12 protein-coding genes and 1 pseudogene are annotated in these 15,839 nt (G+C 63.5%); 10 read left to right on the top strand and 3 right to left on the bottom strand.

The features are described from left to right. The first annotated feature begins 34 nt into the window (after positions 1–34). Positions 35–1,381, top strand: coding sequence for a glutathione-disulfide reductase (gene gor, locus E5675_RS11020; RefSeq protein ID WP_136174554.1), 1,347 nt, complete (start codon positions 35–37; stop codon positions 1,379–1,381). A 28-nt stretch (positions 1,382–1,409) separates the two neighbouring features. Here the strand turns inward: gor and E5675_RS11015 are convergent, their stop codons facing one another. Then, positions 1,410–2,819, bottom strand: coding sequence for a helix-turn-helix transcriptional regulator (locus tag E5675_RS11015; protein WP_136174553.1), 1,410 nt, complete (start codon positions 2,817–2,819; stop codon positions 1,410–1,412). Positions 2,820–3,030: 211 nt separating this feature from the next. Here E5675_RS11015 and E5675_RS11010 point away from each other — a divergent pair, with 211 nt between their 5' ends. The 8 genes and pseudogenes from E5675_RS11010 (at position 3,031) to E5675_RS10975 (ending at position 12,209) form a co-directional block, all read left to right on the top strand. Further along, a complete protein-coding gene (locus tag E5675_RS11010; protein ID WP_136174552.1) occupies positions 3,031–4,563 on the top strand; it encodes an acyl-CoA carboxylase subunit beta in 1,533 nt (510 codons plus the stop codon). Positions 4,564–4,714: 151 nt separating this feature from the next. Beyond that, positions 4,715–5,464 carry a hypothetical protein gene (locus E5675_RS11005; RefSeq protein WP_136174551.1) on the top strand — a complete coding sequence of 250 codons (750 nt, stop codon included), beginning with the start codon at positions 4,715–4,717 and terminating at the stop codon, positions 5,462–5,464. 10 nt (positions 5,465–5,474) lie between these two features. Next, entirely contained in the window at positions 5,475–5,915 is a 441-nt protein-coding gene (mce, locus tag E5675_RS11000) for a methylmalonyl-CoA epimerase (RefSeq protein WP_136174550.1), read from the top strand. A 193-nt stretch (positions 5,916–6,108) separates the two neighbouring features. Then, the gene (gene scpA / locus E5675_RS10995; RefSeq protein ID WP_136174549.1) at positions 6,109–8,256 is read left to right on the top strand and encodes a methylmalonyl-CoA mutase; all 2,148 of its coding nucleotides are present in this window, start codon (positions 6,109–6,111) and stop codon (positions 8,254–8,256) included. After that, positions 8,253–9,359: a biotin synthase BioB gene (bioB, locus tag E5675_RS10990; RefSeq protein ID WP_247594578.1), complete on the top strand. Its 1,107-nt coding sequence runs from the start codon at positions 8,253–8,255 to the stop codon at positions 9,357–9,359. The genes scpA and bioB overlap by 4 nt, the downstream gene beginning before the upstream one ends. Then, entirely contained in the window at positions 9,356–9,727 is a 372-nt protein-coding gene (locus E5675_RS10985; protein ID WP_136174548.1) for a hypothetical protein, read from the top strand. The genes bioB and E5675_RS10985 overlap by 4 nt, the downstream gene beginning before the upstream one ends. Continuing rightward, positions 9,727–11,733 (top strand): annotated as a pseudogene (locus tag E5675_RS10980) (acetyl/propionyl/methylcrotonyl-CoA carboxylase subunit alpha). The gene E5675_RS10985 and the pseudogene E5675_RS10980 overlap by 1 nt, the downstream one beginning before the upstream one ends. A gap of 104 nt (positions 11,734–11,837) precedes the next feature. Continuing rightward, positions 11,838–12,209 (top strand): tRNA-binding protein, encoded by a 372-nt coding sequence (locus E5675_RS10975; protein ID WP_136174547.1) that lies wholly within the window; start codon positions 11,838–11,840, stop codon positions 12,207–12,209. A 90-nt stretch (positions 12,210–12,299) separates the two neighbouring features. Here E5675_RS10975 and rlmJ read toward each other — a convergent pair whose 3' ends face one another. Together rlmJ and E5675_RS10965 are read right to left on the bottom strand one after the other, a co-directional pair. After that, positions 12,300–13,130, bottom strand: a complete 831-nt coding sequence (rlmJ, locus tag E5675_RS10970) for a 23S rRNA (adenine(2030)-N(6))-methyltransferase RlmJ (RefSeq protein ID WP_136174546.1) — start codon at positions 13,128–13,130, stop codon at positions 12,300–12,302. A gap of 171 nt (positions 13,131–13,301) precedes the next feature. Next, positions 13,302–14,069, bottom strand: a complete 768-nt coding sequence (locus tag E5675_RS10965) for a cyclase family protein (protein WP_136174545.1) — start codon at positions 14,067–14,069, stop codon at positions 13,302–13,304. 115 nt (positions 14,070–14,184) lie between these two features. Between E5675_RS10965 and E5675_RS10960 the strand changes: the two genes are divergently transcribed. Continuing rightward, a complete protein-coding gene (locus tag E5675_RS10960) occupies positions 14,185–15,810 on the top strand; it encodes an MFS transporter (protein WP_136174544.1) in 1,626 nt (541 codons plus the stop codon). Positions 15,811–15,839 lie beyond the last annotated feature (29 nt).

The raw sequence follows: 15,839 nt of genomic DNA, 5'->3' as shown, positions 1-15,839 counted from the left end.
GCGAATGCCTGCCTGTCCAATTCAGGGGTAATCCATGAACGATTTCGACTATGATCTCTTCGTCATCGGCGCCGGTTCAGGCGGCGTCCGCGCCTCGCGCATCGCCGCCTCGTACGGCGCGCGCGTTGCGGTGGCGGAGGAGTATCGGGTCGGTGGGACCTGCGTGATCCGCGGCTGCGTGCCCAAGAAATTGCTCGTTTACGGCGCCCATTTCGCCGAAGACATTCACGATGCGCGCAAATTCGGATGGGATGTCCCCGACTGCAAATTCGACTGGTCGGTGCTGAGCGACAATGTGCTCGCCGAGGTCGACCGGCTTGAGGGCCTCTATGGCCAGACGCTCGACAACCACAAGGTCACCGTGCTCAAGACGCGCGCGACGGTCGCCGGCCCGCAGAAGATACGCCTTGCCGACGGAACCGAACTCACCGCCGAGCGCATCCTGATCGCGACCGGCGGCTGGCCGCACGTTCCCGAATTTCCGGGCAGCGAACATGCGATCACCTCGAACGAGGTCTTCCATCTCGAAAAGCTGCCGAAGCGGGTCGTGATCGCGGGCGGCGGCTATATCGCCAACGAGTTTGCCGGCATCTTCAACGAATTCGGCAGCAAGGTGACGATCGTCAATCGCGGCGACACGATCCTGCGCGGCTATGACGAGCAGATCCGCGACCGGCTGCTCCAGATTTCGATGACCAAGGGCATCGATTTCAAGTTCAACGCCCCGTTCCAGTCGATCGAGAAGATGGACGACGGGACGCTCACGGTCCATCTAGAGGGCTGCGATGCGATCGAGGCCGATGCGGTGCTGATGGCGACCGGGCGCACGCCGAACACCAAGGGGCTGGGACTCGAAGAGGTCGGGGTCAAGCTCGACGAGAAGGGTGCGATCAAGGTCGATGAGCGCAACCAGTCTTCGGTGCCGAGCATCTTCGCGGTCGGCGACGTCACCGATCGTATTCAACTCACGCCCGTGGCGATCCGCGAGGGGCAGGCCTTTTCGGACACCTTCTACGGTGAAAAGCCGACGGTGGTCGACTATAGCAATGTTCCGAGCGCGGTGTTCAGCCACCCGCCGATCGGTGCCGTCGGGATGACCGAGGCCGAGGCGCGCAACAAGCTCGGCAGCATCCGCGTCTACACCAGCGATTTTCGCGCGATGAAAAATGTCCTCGCGGGGCGCAACGAGCGCGCGCTCTACAAGATGATCGTCAACGCCGCGACCGATCAGGTCGTCGGCCTCCACATGATCGGCCCCGATGCTCCCGAAATCCTGCAAGCGGCGGCGATCGCGGTGAAGGCTGGGCTGACCAAGGCCGATTTCGACGCCACCGTCGCGCTGCACCCGAGCATGGCCGAGGAACTGGTGCTGCTGAAATAACCGCGAGCTTCGTTTTGGCGGACTACAGCTAGCCGATCCGATAAGGCACAACGTCTCGCCGATCAGGATCGACGAGGATTGGGCGGTCGCTCGGCGGAAAGGCGCGCTGGTCGCAATCGTCGCGCGGACAGATGCGGCACGACGGGCCGATGCGCGTCGCGGCTTGCGGCGCCGTGACATCGACCCCGTCCGCATAGACGAAATCACCGGCATATTGCGCTTCGCACCCCAGCGCGACGGCGTAGCGGCGCGGGCTCCGCGCATAGCTGCCCGAGGGTTTCACAAGTCCTTTCGCCATCGACACATAGCGGAGGCCATCGGGCGTCTCGGCAAGCTGGAACAATATGCGGTCGGGAATCGCCGCCGCCTCGTGGACGATCCACAGCGGGCAGGCGCCGCCGAAGCGGGCGAATTGCAGGCGCGTCGCGCTGTGCCGCTTGGTGATATTGCCCGCCATGTCGACGCGGCAAAAGAACATGGGAATGCCGCGCGCTCCGGGGCGCTGGAGGGTCGAAAGGCGATGGCACGCCTGCTCGAAGCTCACGCCATATTCGAGGCGCAGCCGGTCGATATCGTGCCGCACTGCGCGGGCGCTGGCCCGAAAAGGCGCATAAGGCATCAACACCGCGCCCGCGGCATAATTGGCGAGGCCAACGTGGAGCAATTGGCGCGCGGCGGCCGTGCGCAGCGGCGAAGCTTCGACCACCGCGGCGATCTCCTTCGCGAGCGCGAGAGCGGCAAGCTGGTGCGCGAGCTGGAAGCGCCGGGTTTCGGCAGGTTGCGACGGGTCAATGACGAGGTGGCGCATCGTTGCGTCGAAATCGCGTAGCACCTGGCTTTGCTGATAGACGATCGAAATGCCGAGCGCGTCGCGGAGCCGCCGCTCTATCGTCTCGATCGCGGGCGAAGACTCCTTGCCGCGCAATTGCCCGGCGAGCGCCTCGGCCGCGCGGTCAATGCTGTCGACATAATTGCCGGCGTCATGGAACCAGTCGCGCACCTCTTCCCACGGCAGGCGGCTGCCTTCGGCGGTGCCGCCGGTCAGCGCCTCGTCGATGATCTGCAGCCGCTGCCCCGCGCGGCGATATGCGGCGTGGAGTGCGACGAACTGGTCGGCGAGTTGTGGTTGCTGGAGCGCCGCGCGTTCGAGTTGCTCGGGCGGCAGCGGCGCCGAAGCGAACAGAGGATCGGCGGCGGCTTCGCGCAGCGCACCCGCCCGGCGATCGCCGGCATCGGCCGCGACCTCTTCCCATTCGAGCGGGAACAGGCGTTGCAATCGCTCAAGAAGCGCGGGGGTCAGCGGGCGGTCGTCGTGCTCGATCTGGCTGAGATAGGAGGTCGAAATACCAAGCTGCTGCGCAAAAGCAGCCTGCATCGTGCCGCGCTCGACGCGTAACTGCTTCAGCCGGGTTCCGGCAAAAATGCGTTGCCGAGCCATCGCATTCCTTCCTCGAGTTTTTCGGCGGGTTGCCGAGGCGCAATCGATTTGAGACGTAATCGATTGCGTCTCGACGCTGTCCCAAAGGATGAGGAGCTTATACGCGCGCAACAAATTTTGCAAAATCGGACTTCGCAATTTTGCAAATTCGCATTTGCCTCCGCGATGCGAAGCGGGCAGACGACGCTTTCGAATTTGATGGAGAGCCGCTTTGTCCGCCAATATCGCCGAAATGGAACGCCGCCGCGCCGCCGCAGCCCTTGGGGGCGGTCAGAAGCGCATCGACGCGCAGCACGCCAAGGGCAAGCTGACCGCGCGCGAGCGGCTCGACGTGCTGCTCGACGAAGGCTCGTTCGAGGAGCTCGACACCTATGTCGAGCATGACTGCGTCGATTTCGGGATGCAGGACCAGAAGATTCCGGGCGACGGCGTGGTTACCGGCAGCGGCACGATCAACGGCCGCCTCGTCTATGTTTTCAGCCAGGATTTCACGGTGTTCGGCGGTTCGCTTTCGAAGCGCCATGCGGAAAAAATCTGCAAGGTGATGGAAAAGGCGATGCTCGTCGGCGCGCCGGTGATCGGTTTGAACGACAGCGGCGGCGCCCGCATCCAGGAAGGTGTGGCATCGCTCGGCGGCTATGCCGACGTGTTCCAGAAGAATGTGCTCGCATCGGGTGTCGTTCCGCAGATCAGCCTGATCATGGGTCCGTGCGCGGGCGGGGCGGTTTACAGCCCCGCGATGACCGACTTCATCTTCATGGTGAAAGATTCGAGCTACATGTTCGTCACCGGTCCCGATGTCGTGAAGACGGTCACGAACGAGGTTGTGACGCAAGAGGAGCTTGGCGGCGCCATCACCCACACGACCAAAAGCTCGGTCGCCGATCTGGCGTTCGAGAATGATATCGAGGCGCTGCTCGCCGCGCGCGATTTCTTCGACTATCTGCCCGAGAATAACCGCAGCGGCGTGCCGGCGCGCCCGACGAGCGATCCCTACGACCGTGCCGAGGACAGCCTCGACACGCTGATCCCGCCCAACGCGAACCAGCCGTACGACATGCACGAGTTGATCCGCAAAACCGTCGACGAGGGCGACTTCTTCGAGGTGCAGCCGGCGCATGCCGCAAACATCATCTGCGGTTTCGGGCGTATCGAGGGGCGCACGATCGGCATCGTCGCGAACCAGCCGATGGTGCTCGCGGGCGTGCTCGACATCAATTCTTCGAAGAAGGCAGCGCGTTTCGTCCGCTTCTGCGATGCGTTCGAGATCCCGATCATCACCTTCGTCGACGTCCCGGGCTTCCTGCCCGGCACCGCGCAGGAATATAATGGCATCATCAAGCATGGCGCCAAGCTGCTCTTCGCCTATGCCGAGGCGACGGTGCCGAAGATCACGGTGATCACGCGCAAGGCCTATGGCGGCGCATACGACGTGATGGCCTCGAAGCATCTGCGCGGCGATTTGAATTATGCCTGGCCGACCGCCGAGATCGCGGTGATGGGCGCAAAGGGCGCGGTCGAGATCATCTTCCGCAGCGACATCGGCGACCCCGAAAAGATCGCCGAGCGCACGAAGGAGTATGAGGATCGCTTCGCCAATCCGTTCGTCGCGGCATCGCGTGGCTATATCGACGAGGTCATTCACCCGCACAACACGCGCAAGCGGATCGCGCTCGGCCTTCGCAAGCTCCGCAACAAGAGCCTCGAAAATCCGTGGAAGAAGCACGACAATATCCCGCTGTGATCCCTGTCGTCACCCCGGATCAAGTCCGGCACGACGAAATTGGTGAGTTCGATATTGTGACGCCCGGCACATCGCCGTTGCCGGGGTGGAGGCAAGAGCAGGATGCGGCTAACCTGCCGCGATGGTCTTGATTTTCCAATGAGGTTTGAAAATGCGTAAGCTTCTTTTCCCCCTGTCGATCCTGCCGCTGCTGGCCGCGGCCCCCGCCGCATGGGCGTTCGATCCCGACACGCCGGTCGATGCGAAGAAGGAAGTCTTTCCGATCACGCTCGGCAGCGATGAGGATGAAACGATCGATCTGGCATTCCGCGCCGCCTTCGGGCTTTCCAAGGCGGCCGAGCCCGAGGCAGCGCGGACGATCGACGAACGGGCCTATCGTTTCCGCCCGGTCGCTATCCACCTTCTGCCGAATGATGTCGGCGTGCTGTTGAGCGCGGGATCGCTCGACGATGCGGGGCACAGCGAAGGCGGATTGAACGCGATCCATTATCTGAAGTCGAGCGCTGCGGGCTGGGTCAAGCAGGGCGAATGGATCGGGATCGGTGCCACCGGCACGGTAGGAAACGCCGCGACGAGCTGGGCCTTCACGAACCTCCTCGGGCGCAATCCCTATCTGATCACCGCCGGCGGCGGCGTGTGGCAGGGCTGCGCGATCGGATCGGCCGTGGTGACCGAATTGACGCCCGACGGGCCGGTCGACCGTGGTGGCTTTACCGACGGGATGAGCTCGGGTGCCGGGATCGGCCAGAAAGAACAGAGCTACGACGGGCGGATCGCCGCCGCGGTCCCCGACAAGAGCTTTACCGTCGCCTACACCGGCACGCGGTCCTTCAAACAGCAATATGTGCTGAATAACGGCAAATATGAACCGGTCGGCAAGGACCAGGTTCCGGGTTGCTGAGGAGAATGGAATGAAACTGGGCCGCCTCAACCATATCGGCGTCGCGACGCCGTCGATCGCCGAAAGCATCATCTTTTACCGCGATGTGATGGGAGCGACGAAGATTCACGAGCCATTCGATCTGCCCGAACAGGGGGTCAAAGTGTGCTTTGTCGACACACCGGGCGCCGATGGTGCGCTGAACGGCACGCAGATCGAACTGGTCGAGCCGCTGCCCGGCAACACTTCGATCGCGGGCTTCCTCGAAAAGAACCCCGCAGGAGGGCAGCATCATATGTGCTATGAGGTGCCCGATATCCACGCAGCCAAAGCCGCGTTCGAGGCGCTGGGCAAGCGCGTGCTTGGCGAGCCGCGCATCGGGGCGCATGGGACGCTGATCTTCTTCCTGCACCCCAAGGATATGGGCGGGGTGCTGACCGAGATTATGGAGACGCCGAAAGAGGCGCACTGAGTTTTCGTTCCTCCCCCCTTGCGGGGGAGGAAAGTGGAGGTTGGGGACTTGTCCCCTACCGGAACTTGGTGAGGGGTTGGTTGGCGAGCCTGCGGCTCGCGACCCCTCTCCCAGCTACGACTAGCCAGCAAGCTGGCAAGTCTTTGCATCCCTCTCCCGCAAGGGGAGAGGGGAATGAGGTTGAGATACGCATATGACCGACAAGCCGACGATCGACCAATGGGCTGCCGCCGCGGAGAAGGAAGTGAAGGGCAAGGACCTCACCTGGCACACTGCCGAGGGGATCGACGTCAAGCCGCTCTACACCGCCGAGGACGTCACCGCCGATCCGGGCCTGCCCGGCTTTGCGCCCTTCACGCGCGGGGTGCGCGCGTCGATGTATGCGGGGCGGCCGTGGACGATCCGGCAATATGCGGGCTTCTCGACAGCCGAGGAATCGAACGCCTTCTATCGCCGTAACCTTGCCGCGGGTCAGAAGGGTCTGTCGGTCGCTTTCGACCTTGCGACGCACCGCGGTTATGACAGCGACCATCCGCGCGTTGTTGGCGACGTCGGCAAGGCGGGCGTCGCGATCGACAGCGTCGAGGATATGAAGATCCTGTTCGACGGCATCCCGCTCGACCAGATGTCGGTCAGCATGACGATGAACGGCGCGGTGATCCCGATCCTCGCCTTCTTCATCGTCGCCGGTGAGGAGCAGGGGGTCGATCGCAAATTGCTCGACGGGACCATCCAGAACGACATCCTCAAGGAGTTCATGGTCCGCAACACCTATATCTACCCGCCCGAGCCGAGCATGCGGATCATCTCGGATATTTTCGGCTATACGTCGCGTGAGATGCCCAAGTTCAACAGCATCTCGATCTCCGGCTATCATATGCAGGAAGCCGGCGCGACGCAGGTGCAGGAGCTGGCCTTCACGATTGCCGACGGCGCCGAATATGTGCGCTATGGCGTCGCCAGCGGCCTCGACATCGACAAGTTCGCCGGGCGCCTGTCCTTCTTCTTCGCGATCGGCATGAATTTCTTCATGGAGATCGCGAAACTGCGCGCCGCGCGCGTGCTGTGGCACCGCGTGATGACCAACCTCGGCGCCAAGGACGAGCGCAGCAAGATGCTGCGTACGCACTGCCAGACCTCGGGGGTCTCGCTCACCGAGCAGGACCCCTACAACAATGTCATGCGCACGACGATCGAGGCGATGGCGGCGATGCTCGGCGGGACGCAGTCGCTCCACACCAACGCGCTCGACGAGGCGATCGCGCTGCCGACCGATTTCTCGGCACGGATCGCGCGCAACACCCAGATCGTCATCCAGGAAGAGACCGGGATGACCAAGGTCGTCGATCCGCTCGGCGGCTCTTACTATGTCGAGGCGCTGACGCAGGAACTGGTCGACAAGGCGTGGGAGATCATCGAGCGCGTCGAGAAGGAGGGCGGCATGGCGAAGGCTGTGGCCGCGGGCTGGCCCAAGGCGATGATCGAGACGGCGGCCGCAGCTCGGCAGGCGCGGGTCGATCGCGGCGACGATGTGATCGTCGGGGTGAACAAATATCGCCTCGCCAACGAGGATCTGCTCGAAACGCTCGAGGTCGACAACACGAAGGTCCGCGAGGCGCAGATCGCGCGGATCAACAAGACCAAGGCAGGACGCGACGAAGCCGCGTGCCAGGCGGCGCTGAAGGCGCTGCGCGATGCCGCGGCGGGCGAGCAGTCGATCGAGAACAACCTGCTTGCCCACGCGGTCGAGGCGGCGCGTGCGCGCGCGACGCTCGGCGAAATTTCGTCGGCGATGGAGGAAAGCTTCCAGCGCTATGGCACCCAGCCGACCCCGGTGAAGGGCGTCTATGCCGCACCTTACGAGGGCGATGCCCGCTGGAGCCAGGTACTCGAAGGGGTGAAGGCCGTCGAGCAGCGCCTGGGACGCAAACCCAAATTGCTCGTCGCCAAGATGGGGCAGGACGGGCACGATCGGGGCGCCAACGTTATCGCCTCGGCCTTCGGCGACCTGGGCTTCGACGTCGTGTCGGGACCGCTGTTCCAGACGCCCGAGGAGACGGTGGTGCTGGCGCTGGATTCTGACGTCGATGTCGTCGGCGCGTCGAGCCTGGCCGCAGGGCACAAGACACTTATCCCCGAACTTATCCACAAGCTGAAAGAAGCCGGGCGCGGCGATATCAAGGTGATCGCGGGCGGGGTGATCCCGCCGCAGGATTATCAATATCTGCGCGACGCGGGGGTGCAGGGCATCTACGGCCCCGGTTCCAACGTCGTCGAATGCGCGGCCGATGTGCTGCGCCTTCTCGGCCACAATATGCCCCCTCTTGGAGAAGCCGCATGACCAACGCAAAACCCTCAACTCCGTTCGTGTCGAGCGAAGTCGAGACACCCATCAACCGTCAGCCCGGCGCGAGGGGCATCTCGACTTCGCTCGACACGAACGGCGTAGGGGAGTGCCGCACAGACTGGACGCGCGAGGAAATTGCCGCACTGTTCGACCTGCCGTTCGACGAACTGATGTGGGAGGCGCAGGGCGTCCACCGCCGCCACCACGCGCGCGGTGAGGTGCAGCTTTGCACCTTGCTCAGCATCAAGACCGGCGGCTGTGTCGAGGATTGCGGCTATTGCTCGCAATCGAAGAGCGCCGATAGCGGGCTCAAGGCCACGAAGCTGATGGACGTGCGCGCTGTGCTGCAATCGGCGGCGCAGGCGAAGGATGCGGGGTCGAAGCGTTTCTGCATGGGCGCCGCCTGGCGCAACCCCAAGGACCGCGATATGCCCGCGATCGTCGAGATGATCGAGGGCGTGCGCCAGATGGGTATGGAAACCTGTATGACGCTGGGGATGTTGACGAAGGAACAGGCGCAGACGCTCGCCGTTGCGGGGCTCGACTATTATAACCACAATATCGACACGAGCCCGGAGAATTACGAGAATATCATCTCGACGCGGACGTTTCAGGACCGGCTCGACACGCTCGACGAAGTCCGCAATGCGGGGATCAACGTCTGCTCGGGCGGGATCGTCGGGCTGGGTGAGACGCGGGCGGATCGCGTCGGCTTCATTCACGCGCTCGCGACGCTCGAACGCCATCCCGAAAGCGTGCCGGTCAATGCGCTGGTGCCGGTGAAGGGCACCGTGCTGGGCGACATGCTCGCGGACACGCCGCTCGCGAAGATCGACGATATCGAATTCGTCCGCACGATCGCGGTCGCGCGCATCACCATGCCCAAATCGATGGTCCGCCTGTCGGCCGGGCGCGAGAGCATGTCGGAGGCGACGCAGGCGCTCTGCTTCATGGCGGGCGCGAACAGCATCTTCACCGGCGACAAGCTGCTCACCACCGGCAATCGCGGCGACAATGCCGATGCGGCGCTGTTCGCGAAGCTGGGGTTGCGGCCGATGGTGAGCGATGAGCCGATGCGGATGGAGGCGGCGGAGTGAAAAATTTCAGGGTGTTGTGGCTTGCAGCATTGGTCGCCGGAAATTTGTCGGTGGCGGAAGCGGTGGCATGTATCCCAACATCGTTGGAAACGACCAGGAAGTTCAGCGACGTTATCGTCGAGGGCACTTTCATTGTCGACTCCAAGGTCCGCGGCGAAGGCCATATCGTGCCGGCGCGGACGCTAAAAGGCGCGCGCAAGAAGACGTATCCTGTTCGCTGGAACCCGGACATTTTGCCCGAAAGTCTTCCCGATTGTGGGGTGGAAATTCCCGCGTCCGGTTTGTTCGAGGGCCTTAGCTTAAAGAAGCGGGAGGATGGCACATACCAACTCACCGGTAGATGGCAGCCCGCAAGGAAAGATCACTGATGTTCAAGAAAATCCTGATCGCCAACCGCGGCGAAATCGCCTGCCGTGTCATCAAGACCGCGCGGCGTATGGGCATCGCAACCGTCGCCGTCTATTCGGACGCCGATGCGCGCGCGCCTTTCGTGCAGATGGCCGACGAGGCAGTGCATATTGGCCCGTCGCCCGCATCCGAATCCTATCTGATTGCCGACAAGATCATCGCCGCGTGCAAGCAAACGGGCGCCGAGGCGGTGCATCCGGGCTATGGCTTTCTGTCGGAGCGCACCAGCTTTGCCGAGGCGCTGGCCAAGGAAAATATCGCCTTCATCGGCCCGCCGGTGAACGCGATCGCCGCGATGGGCGACAAAATCGAGTCGAAGAAGCTTGCGAAGGAAGCGGGGGTCAACGTCGTCCCGGGCTTCGTCGGCGAGATCCGCGACACCGAGCATGCGGTCGAGATTTCGAACGAGATCGGCTATCCGGTGATGATGAAGGCGTCTGCGGGCGGCGGCGGCAAGGGCATGCGGCTTGCCTATGACGAAAAAGACGTCCGCGAAGGCTTCGAGGCGACGAAACGCGAGGGGCTCAACAGCTTCGGCGACGACCGCGTCTTCATCGAGAAGTTCATCCTCAACCCGCGGCACATCGAAATCCAGATCCTCGGCGATCAGCACGGCAACACGCTCTATCTGAACGAGCGCGAGTGCAGCATCCAGCGCCGCCACCAGAAGGTGGTCGAGGAAGCGCCGTCGCCGTTCGTCTCGCCCGAAATGCGCAAGGCGATGGGCGAGCAGTGCGTCGCGCTGTCGAAGGCGGTCGGCTATTACAGCGCGGGCACGGTGGAGCTGATCGTGTCGGGCGCCGATCCGACGGGCGAGAGCTTCTACTTCCTCGAAATGAACACGCGCCTGCAGGTCGAGCATCCGGTGACCGAGGCGATCACCGGCATCGACCTGGTCGAACAGATGATCCGCGTTGCGGCGGGCGAGAAGCTCGAGATGACGCAGGACGACATCAAGATCGACGGCTGGGCGATCGAGAACCGCGTCTATGCCGAGGATCCGTATCGCGGCTTCCTGCCCTCGACCGGGCGGCTCGTGCGCTACCGCACGCCAGTTCCCGCGTGGGAAGGCGACGAGCGCGGCGTCGACGGCGTACGCGTCGATGCGGGGGTCGAGGAGGGCGGCGAGGTTTCGATCTTCTACGATCCCATGATCGCCAAGCTGGTGACGTGGGGCAAGACGCGCGACGAGGCGGCCGATTTGCAGGTCGCGGCGCTCGACCGCTTCGAGCTCGAAGGGCTGGGCCACAATATCGATTTCGTCTCGGCGATCATGCAGCACCCGCGCTTCCGCTCGGGCGAGCTGACGACGGGCTTTATCGCCGAGGAATATCCCGAGGGGTTCCACGGCGCGCCGGCGGATGAAGCGGTGACGCGCGCGCTTGCCGCGATTGCGGGCTTCATGGCGAGCGCAGAGGCCGATCGCGCGCGCCGCACCGACGGCCAACTCGGCGACCGGCTCGATCCGCCCGCGAAGTGGCAGGTGACGATCGGCGGGGTAAGCCACAAGGTCAAGATCGGCCACAAGCATGTCAAGGTCGATGGCGACAAGGTCGACATCGCGCTCGAATATACGCCGGGCGACCGGCTGGTGGTGGCGGAGATCGACGACAGCGAGCTCGCGGTGAAGGTCGCCAAGACGCGCACCGGCTGGAAGCTGACGACGCGCGGGGCCATCCACGATGTCCGCGTGCTGCCGTGGCATGTGGCGCCGCTTGCCACGCATATGATCGAGAAGATCCCGCCCGACCTGTCGAAATTCCTCATCTGCCCGATGCCCGGCCTGCTCGTCGCGCTGCATGTGGGTGAGGGCGACGCGGTCGAGGCGGGGCAACCGCTGGCGACGGTCGAGGCGATGAAGATGGAAAATATCCTCCGCGCCGAAAAATAGGGCGTCGTGAAGACGGTCAACGCCGCGCAGGGCGACAGCCTTGCGGTCGACGCGGTGATCCTCGAGATGGAGTGAACCCAAACACGTTGTGCTGAGCTTGTCGAAGCGCCGTCCTTCCTTCTACGGCACTGAAGAAAGAATGGCCCTTCGACAGACTCAGGGCGAACGGAGTTGGAGACATGCACATCAACCATGATCAGGATGCGCCGGTAGCGGAGGAAATCACCTTCGACGATTTCCTCCGTGTCGACATCCGCATCGGCACGATCGTCGAGGCAGAGCCATTCCCCGAAGCGCGCAAGCCCGCGTTCAAGCTGAAGATCGACTTCGGCCCCGCGATCGGAGTGAAGAAGAGCAGCGCGCAGATCGTCGACCGCTATGCGCTGGAGGAACTGGCGGGGCGACAGGTAGCTGCGGTCGTCAACTTCCCGCCGCGCCAGATCGGTAAATATATGTCCGAAGTGCTGACGCTGGGGTTTGCCGACCAAGAGGGTGCAGTAATCCTTTTCGCGCCGGACCGCCCGGTGCCAAACGGCTCGCGCCTGTTCTGAAGGGGGCGTCCTTACCGGGGGGACCAGATTTGTTTGCAAGCTGAAGCGCGACCAGTCCTCCTTGGGAGAAGGGGAAGGCGAGGGTCTATTTTAATCGTCCAACCAGTCGGCCCTGATCTCTCCCCTATGCCCATCCGGCGCCAGCGCGGCGCGGAGGGCTTCCAGCAGAGGCAGCAGCGCCTGCGTGAAGGCGTAGGGCGGGTTGATGATAAAGAGGCCCGCGCCGTTATAGATGTCGGGCTGGTCGCTATCATACAACCAATGCTCCACCATCAGGAATTTCGGGATGCCGAGCTTGCGTAGCTGTGCCTTCCACCGCACATGCGCGGCGCGATCTTTCAGCGGATACCAGATCACCGTGACGCCATGCGCCCATTTTCGGGTCGCCACGGCGAGGGTAGCGGTGATACGGGCGCGTTCGTCGGTCTGCTCATATGGCGGGTCGACCACCACCACGCCGCGCGCGGTGCGGGGCGGCAGCATCGCCAGCCAAAGCTCGTAAGCGTCGCGCTGATGCACGGCGGCGGATGTGCCGCGCATCGCGCCGCGCAGGGCATAGGCGTCGTCGGGATGTTTCTCGTTCAGGATCAGAAAATCCTGCGGACGCAGAAGCTGGGCCAGGAAGCGCGGCGATCCGGGGTAGAAGCGAAGTTCGTCCCCGGCATTCACCGCCTGTACGGCGGCGCGATAGTCGTCGAGCAAGGGGTTCGTGTCGGCCAAGGCCCGCAGCACGCCCTGTGTGGCCTCGCCGGTGCGCCTCGCCTCCTCGCCACCAAGGTCGTACAGTCCGCAACCGGCATGGGTGTCGATCAGGGTCAGCGCGCCCGGTTTTTGCTGCAAGGCTCGCACGAGAGCGATCAGCAAGCTGTGCTTTACGACATCGGCGCTATTGCCCGCATGAAAGCTATGGCGATAATTCATCGCAATTCAAACATCCTGGTGATCTGCCTTATACGAACAGCTGGGCGCGGAAGCCGATCGCGAGGCGATGGAAGCACGCAATCCGGTGCCCGTACAGAGTCGGGCGGAAACCTTCAAACCATACCGGCACAATGTCGAATGACATGGATCGGTCGTCAGCAGTCGTTCGGTTCAGCCGTCCACCAACGCCACCGCCCTGATCCACCCCGCGCTCGCGCGCTCGATCTTCACCGGGAAGCAACTGAAGGTGAAACCCGTCGCGGGGATCGCGGCGAGGTTGGTCAGCTTTTCGATCTGGTAATAGGGCCGGATGCGTCCGGCCTTATGGCCTTCCCAGATGATCGACGGATCCCGCGTTTCGGCCCAGCGCCGCGCGGTGTGGCTGAACGGCGCGTCCCAGCTCCACGCGTCGGTGCCGACGACCTGCACCCCGCGCTCCGTCAAATATAGCGTTGCCTCCGCGCCCATGCCGCAGCCCTGATCGGTAAAATTGTCGGTGCCGTAGATCGCGCCCGACTGGACGAGCACGATGTCGAGCGGCTGGAGGTCGTGGCCGATGCGCGCGAGTTCGGCCTCGACCTCGGCGGCGCTTACGACATGGCCGTGCGGGCGATCCGAAAAGTCGAGCTTCACACCCGGGCGAAAGAAGAGGTCGAGCGGCGCTTCGTCGATCGACGGCGCGGGCGAGGCGCCGCTGTCGGTCGTCGAATGATAATGCCAGGGCGCGTCCATGTGGGTGCCGTTGTGCGTGCTCAGCGACAGCATCTCGACCGCCCAGCCTTCGCCGTCGGGCAAATCTTCGCGCGTCAGGCCCGGAAAGAACATCGCGATCTGCTCCCATGTGTTTTCATGGGTCATATAGGTGATGTTGGGGCGCATCACCGGCGGGTCGGACACGACATCATTGGTGATCGGGATCGATAGATCGATAAACTGCATGGTGTCCAGTCTGCCACCGGAATGACGCTACGCCAAGAAGGCTTGCGCGGCGTCCGGCGCGCCCGCTAGAGATGGCGCAAAGCCCCGCCAACGAAACCGGGGCAGGGGAGAGTATATGACCGACGCAGCCGCCGTCGCCGACCATGGCGCGGACTATCAGCCGACCGCGAAAGATATCCGCATGGTCATCGCTGCATCGTCGGCGGGCACGGTATTTGAATGGTATGATTTCTTTATCTACGGCACGCTCGCGGCGATCATCGGCAAGGCTTTTTTCCCCAGCGACAACGCAACGCTCGAAATATTGCTCGTCTGGGCGGGATTCGCGGTCGGTTTCGGTTTCCGCCCGTTGGGCGCCGTGCTGTTCGGCTTCCTCGGCGACCGGCTCGGGCGCAAATATACCTTCCTCGTCACCGTCACGCTGATGGGCATCGCGACCGCCGGGGTCGGGATGATCCCGTCGGCGGCGACAATCGGCATCGCCGCGCCGATCATCGTCATCCTGCTCCGCGTGCTTCAGGGCCTTGCGCTCGGCGGCGAATATGGCGGCGCCGCGATCTACGTCGCGGAACATTCGCCGCCCGGAAAGCGCGGCTTCTACACCAGCTTCATCCAGGCGAGCGTCGTCGGCGGTTTCGTGCTCAGCCTGATCGTCGTGCTTGGCTGCAAGGCGCTGATGCCCGACGCGGTGTGGGAAAGCTGGGGCTGGCGCGTGCCCTTCCTGCTATCGCTGATCCTGCTCGCCATTTCGCTATGGATGCGGCTCAAGCTGTCCGAAAGTCCGGTGTTTCAGGCGATGAAGAAGGAAGGCGAGCTTGCCAAGAACCCGCTGAAGGAAAGTTTCACCTATCCCGGCAATCCGCGCCGCATCTTTATCGCGCTGTTCGGCATCGCGGCGGGGCTGACGGTCATCTGGTATACCGCCATGTTCTCGGGCCTCTCGTTCCTGAAAGGGCCGATGAAGATCGAGGATACCGCCGCCGAGATCATCGTCGGCGTTGCCGCCGCGCTTGGCATGGGCTTTTTCATTTGGGCCGGGAAGCTCTCCGACCGGATCGGCCGCAAGAAACCGATTGTCTGGGGCTATGCCACAACGCTGGTGCTGCTCTTCCCGCTCTTCTGGTGGATGGGCAGCGTCGGCAATCCCGCGCTTTCGGCGGCCGCCGAGCGCGCGCCCGTGACCGTCACTGGCTCGCAATGCAGTTTCGATCCGTTCGCGCAGCAACAGGCGACCGCGTGCGGCCGCACGCTCGGCGAACTCACAAAACTCGGCGTGCCCTATACGATTGTTCAGACCGGCAGCGCCTTCGACAGCGTCAAGATCCGCATCGGAAGCCGCGAAGTCGCAAGCGAGGACCCCGAACTGCTCCGGCCCGCACTCGAAGCGATGGGCTATGATTTCGCCAAGCAGGTGCCGAATATAGGCGGCATAACCGTCATATTCCTCGCGCTGCTCGGGCTGAGCGCGCTGTCGGGCTTCACCTATGGCCCGGTCGCGGCGCTGTTGTCGGAGATGTTTCCGCCGCACGTCCGCTATTCGTCGCTGTCGATCCCCTATCATCTCGGAACCGGATATTTCGGGGGCTTTCTGCCGCTGATCGCGAGTTTCATCGTCGCGAAAACGGGCAACGCCTATGCCGGGCTCTGGTACACTTGGGTCGTCGTCCTCGTCGCCTTCCTCGTCACGGCCTTCATGCTGAAGGACCCGGTCGAGGGGCAATGGGACAAGCCCCCTGGCTGATCGCCCCATTGGCGGAGCCAGCCAAGCCG

Origin of the sequence: Sphingopyxis sp. PAMC25046, from assembly GCF_004795895.1 — a bacterium.
GTDB lineage: Bacteria > Pseudomonadota > Alphaproteobacteria > Sphingomonadales > Sphingomonadaceae > Sphingopyxis.
The sequence above is the reverse complement of the archived record's forward strand: the minus strand, read 5'-3'. Positions and strand labels throughout refer to the sequence as shown.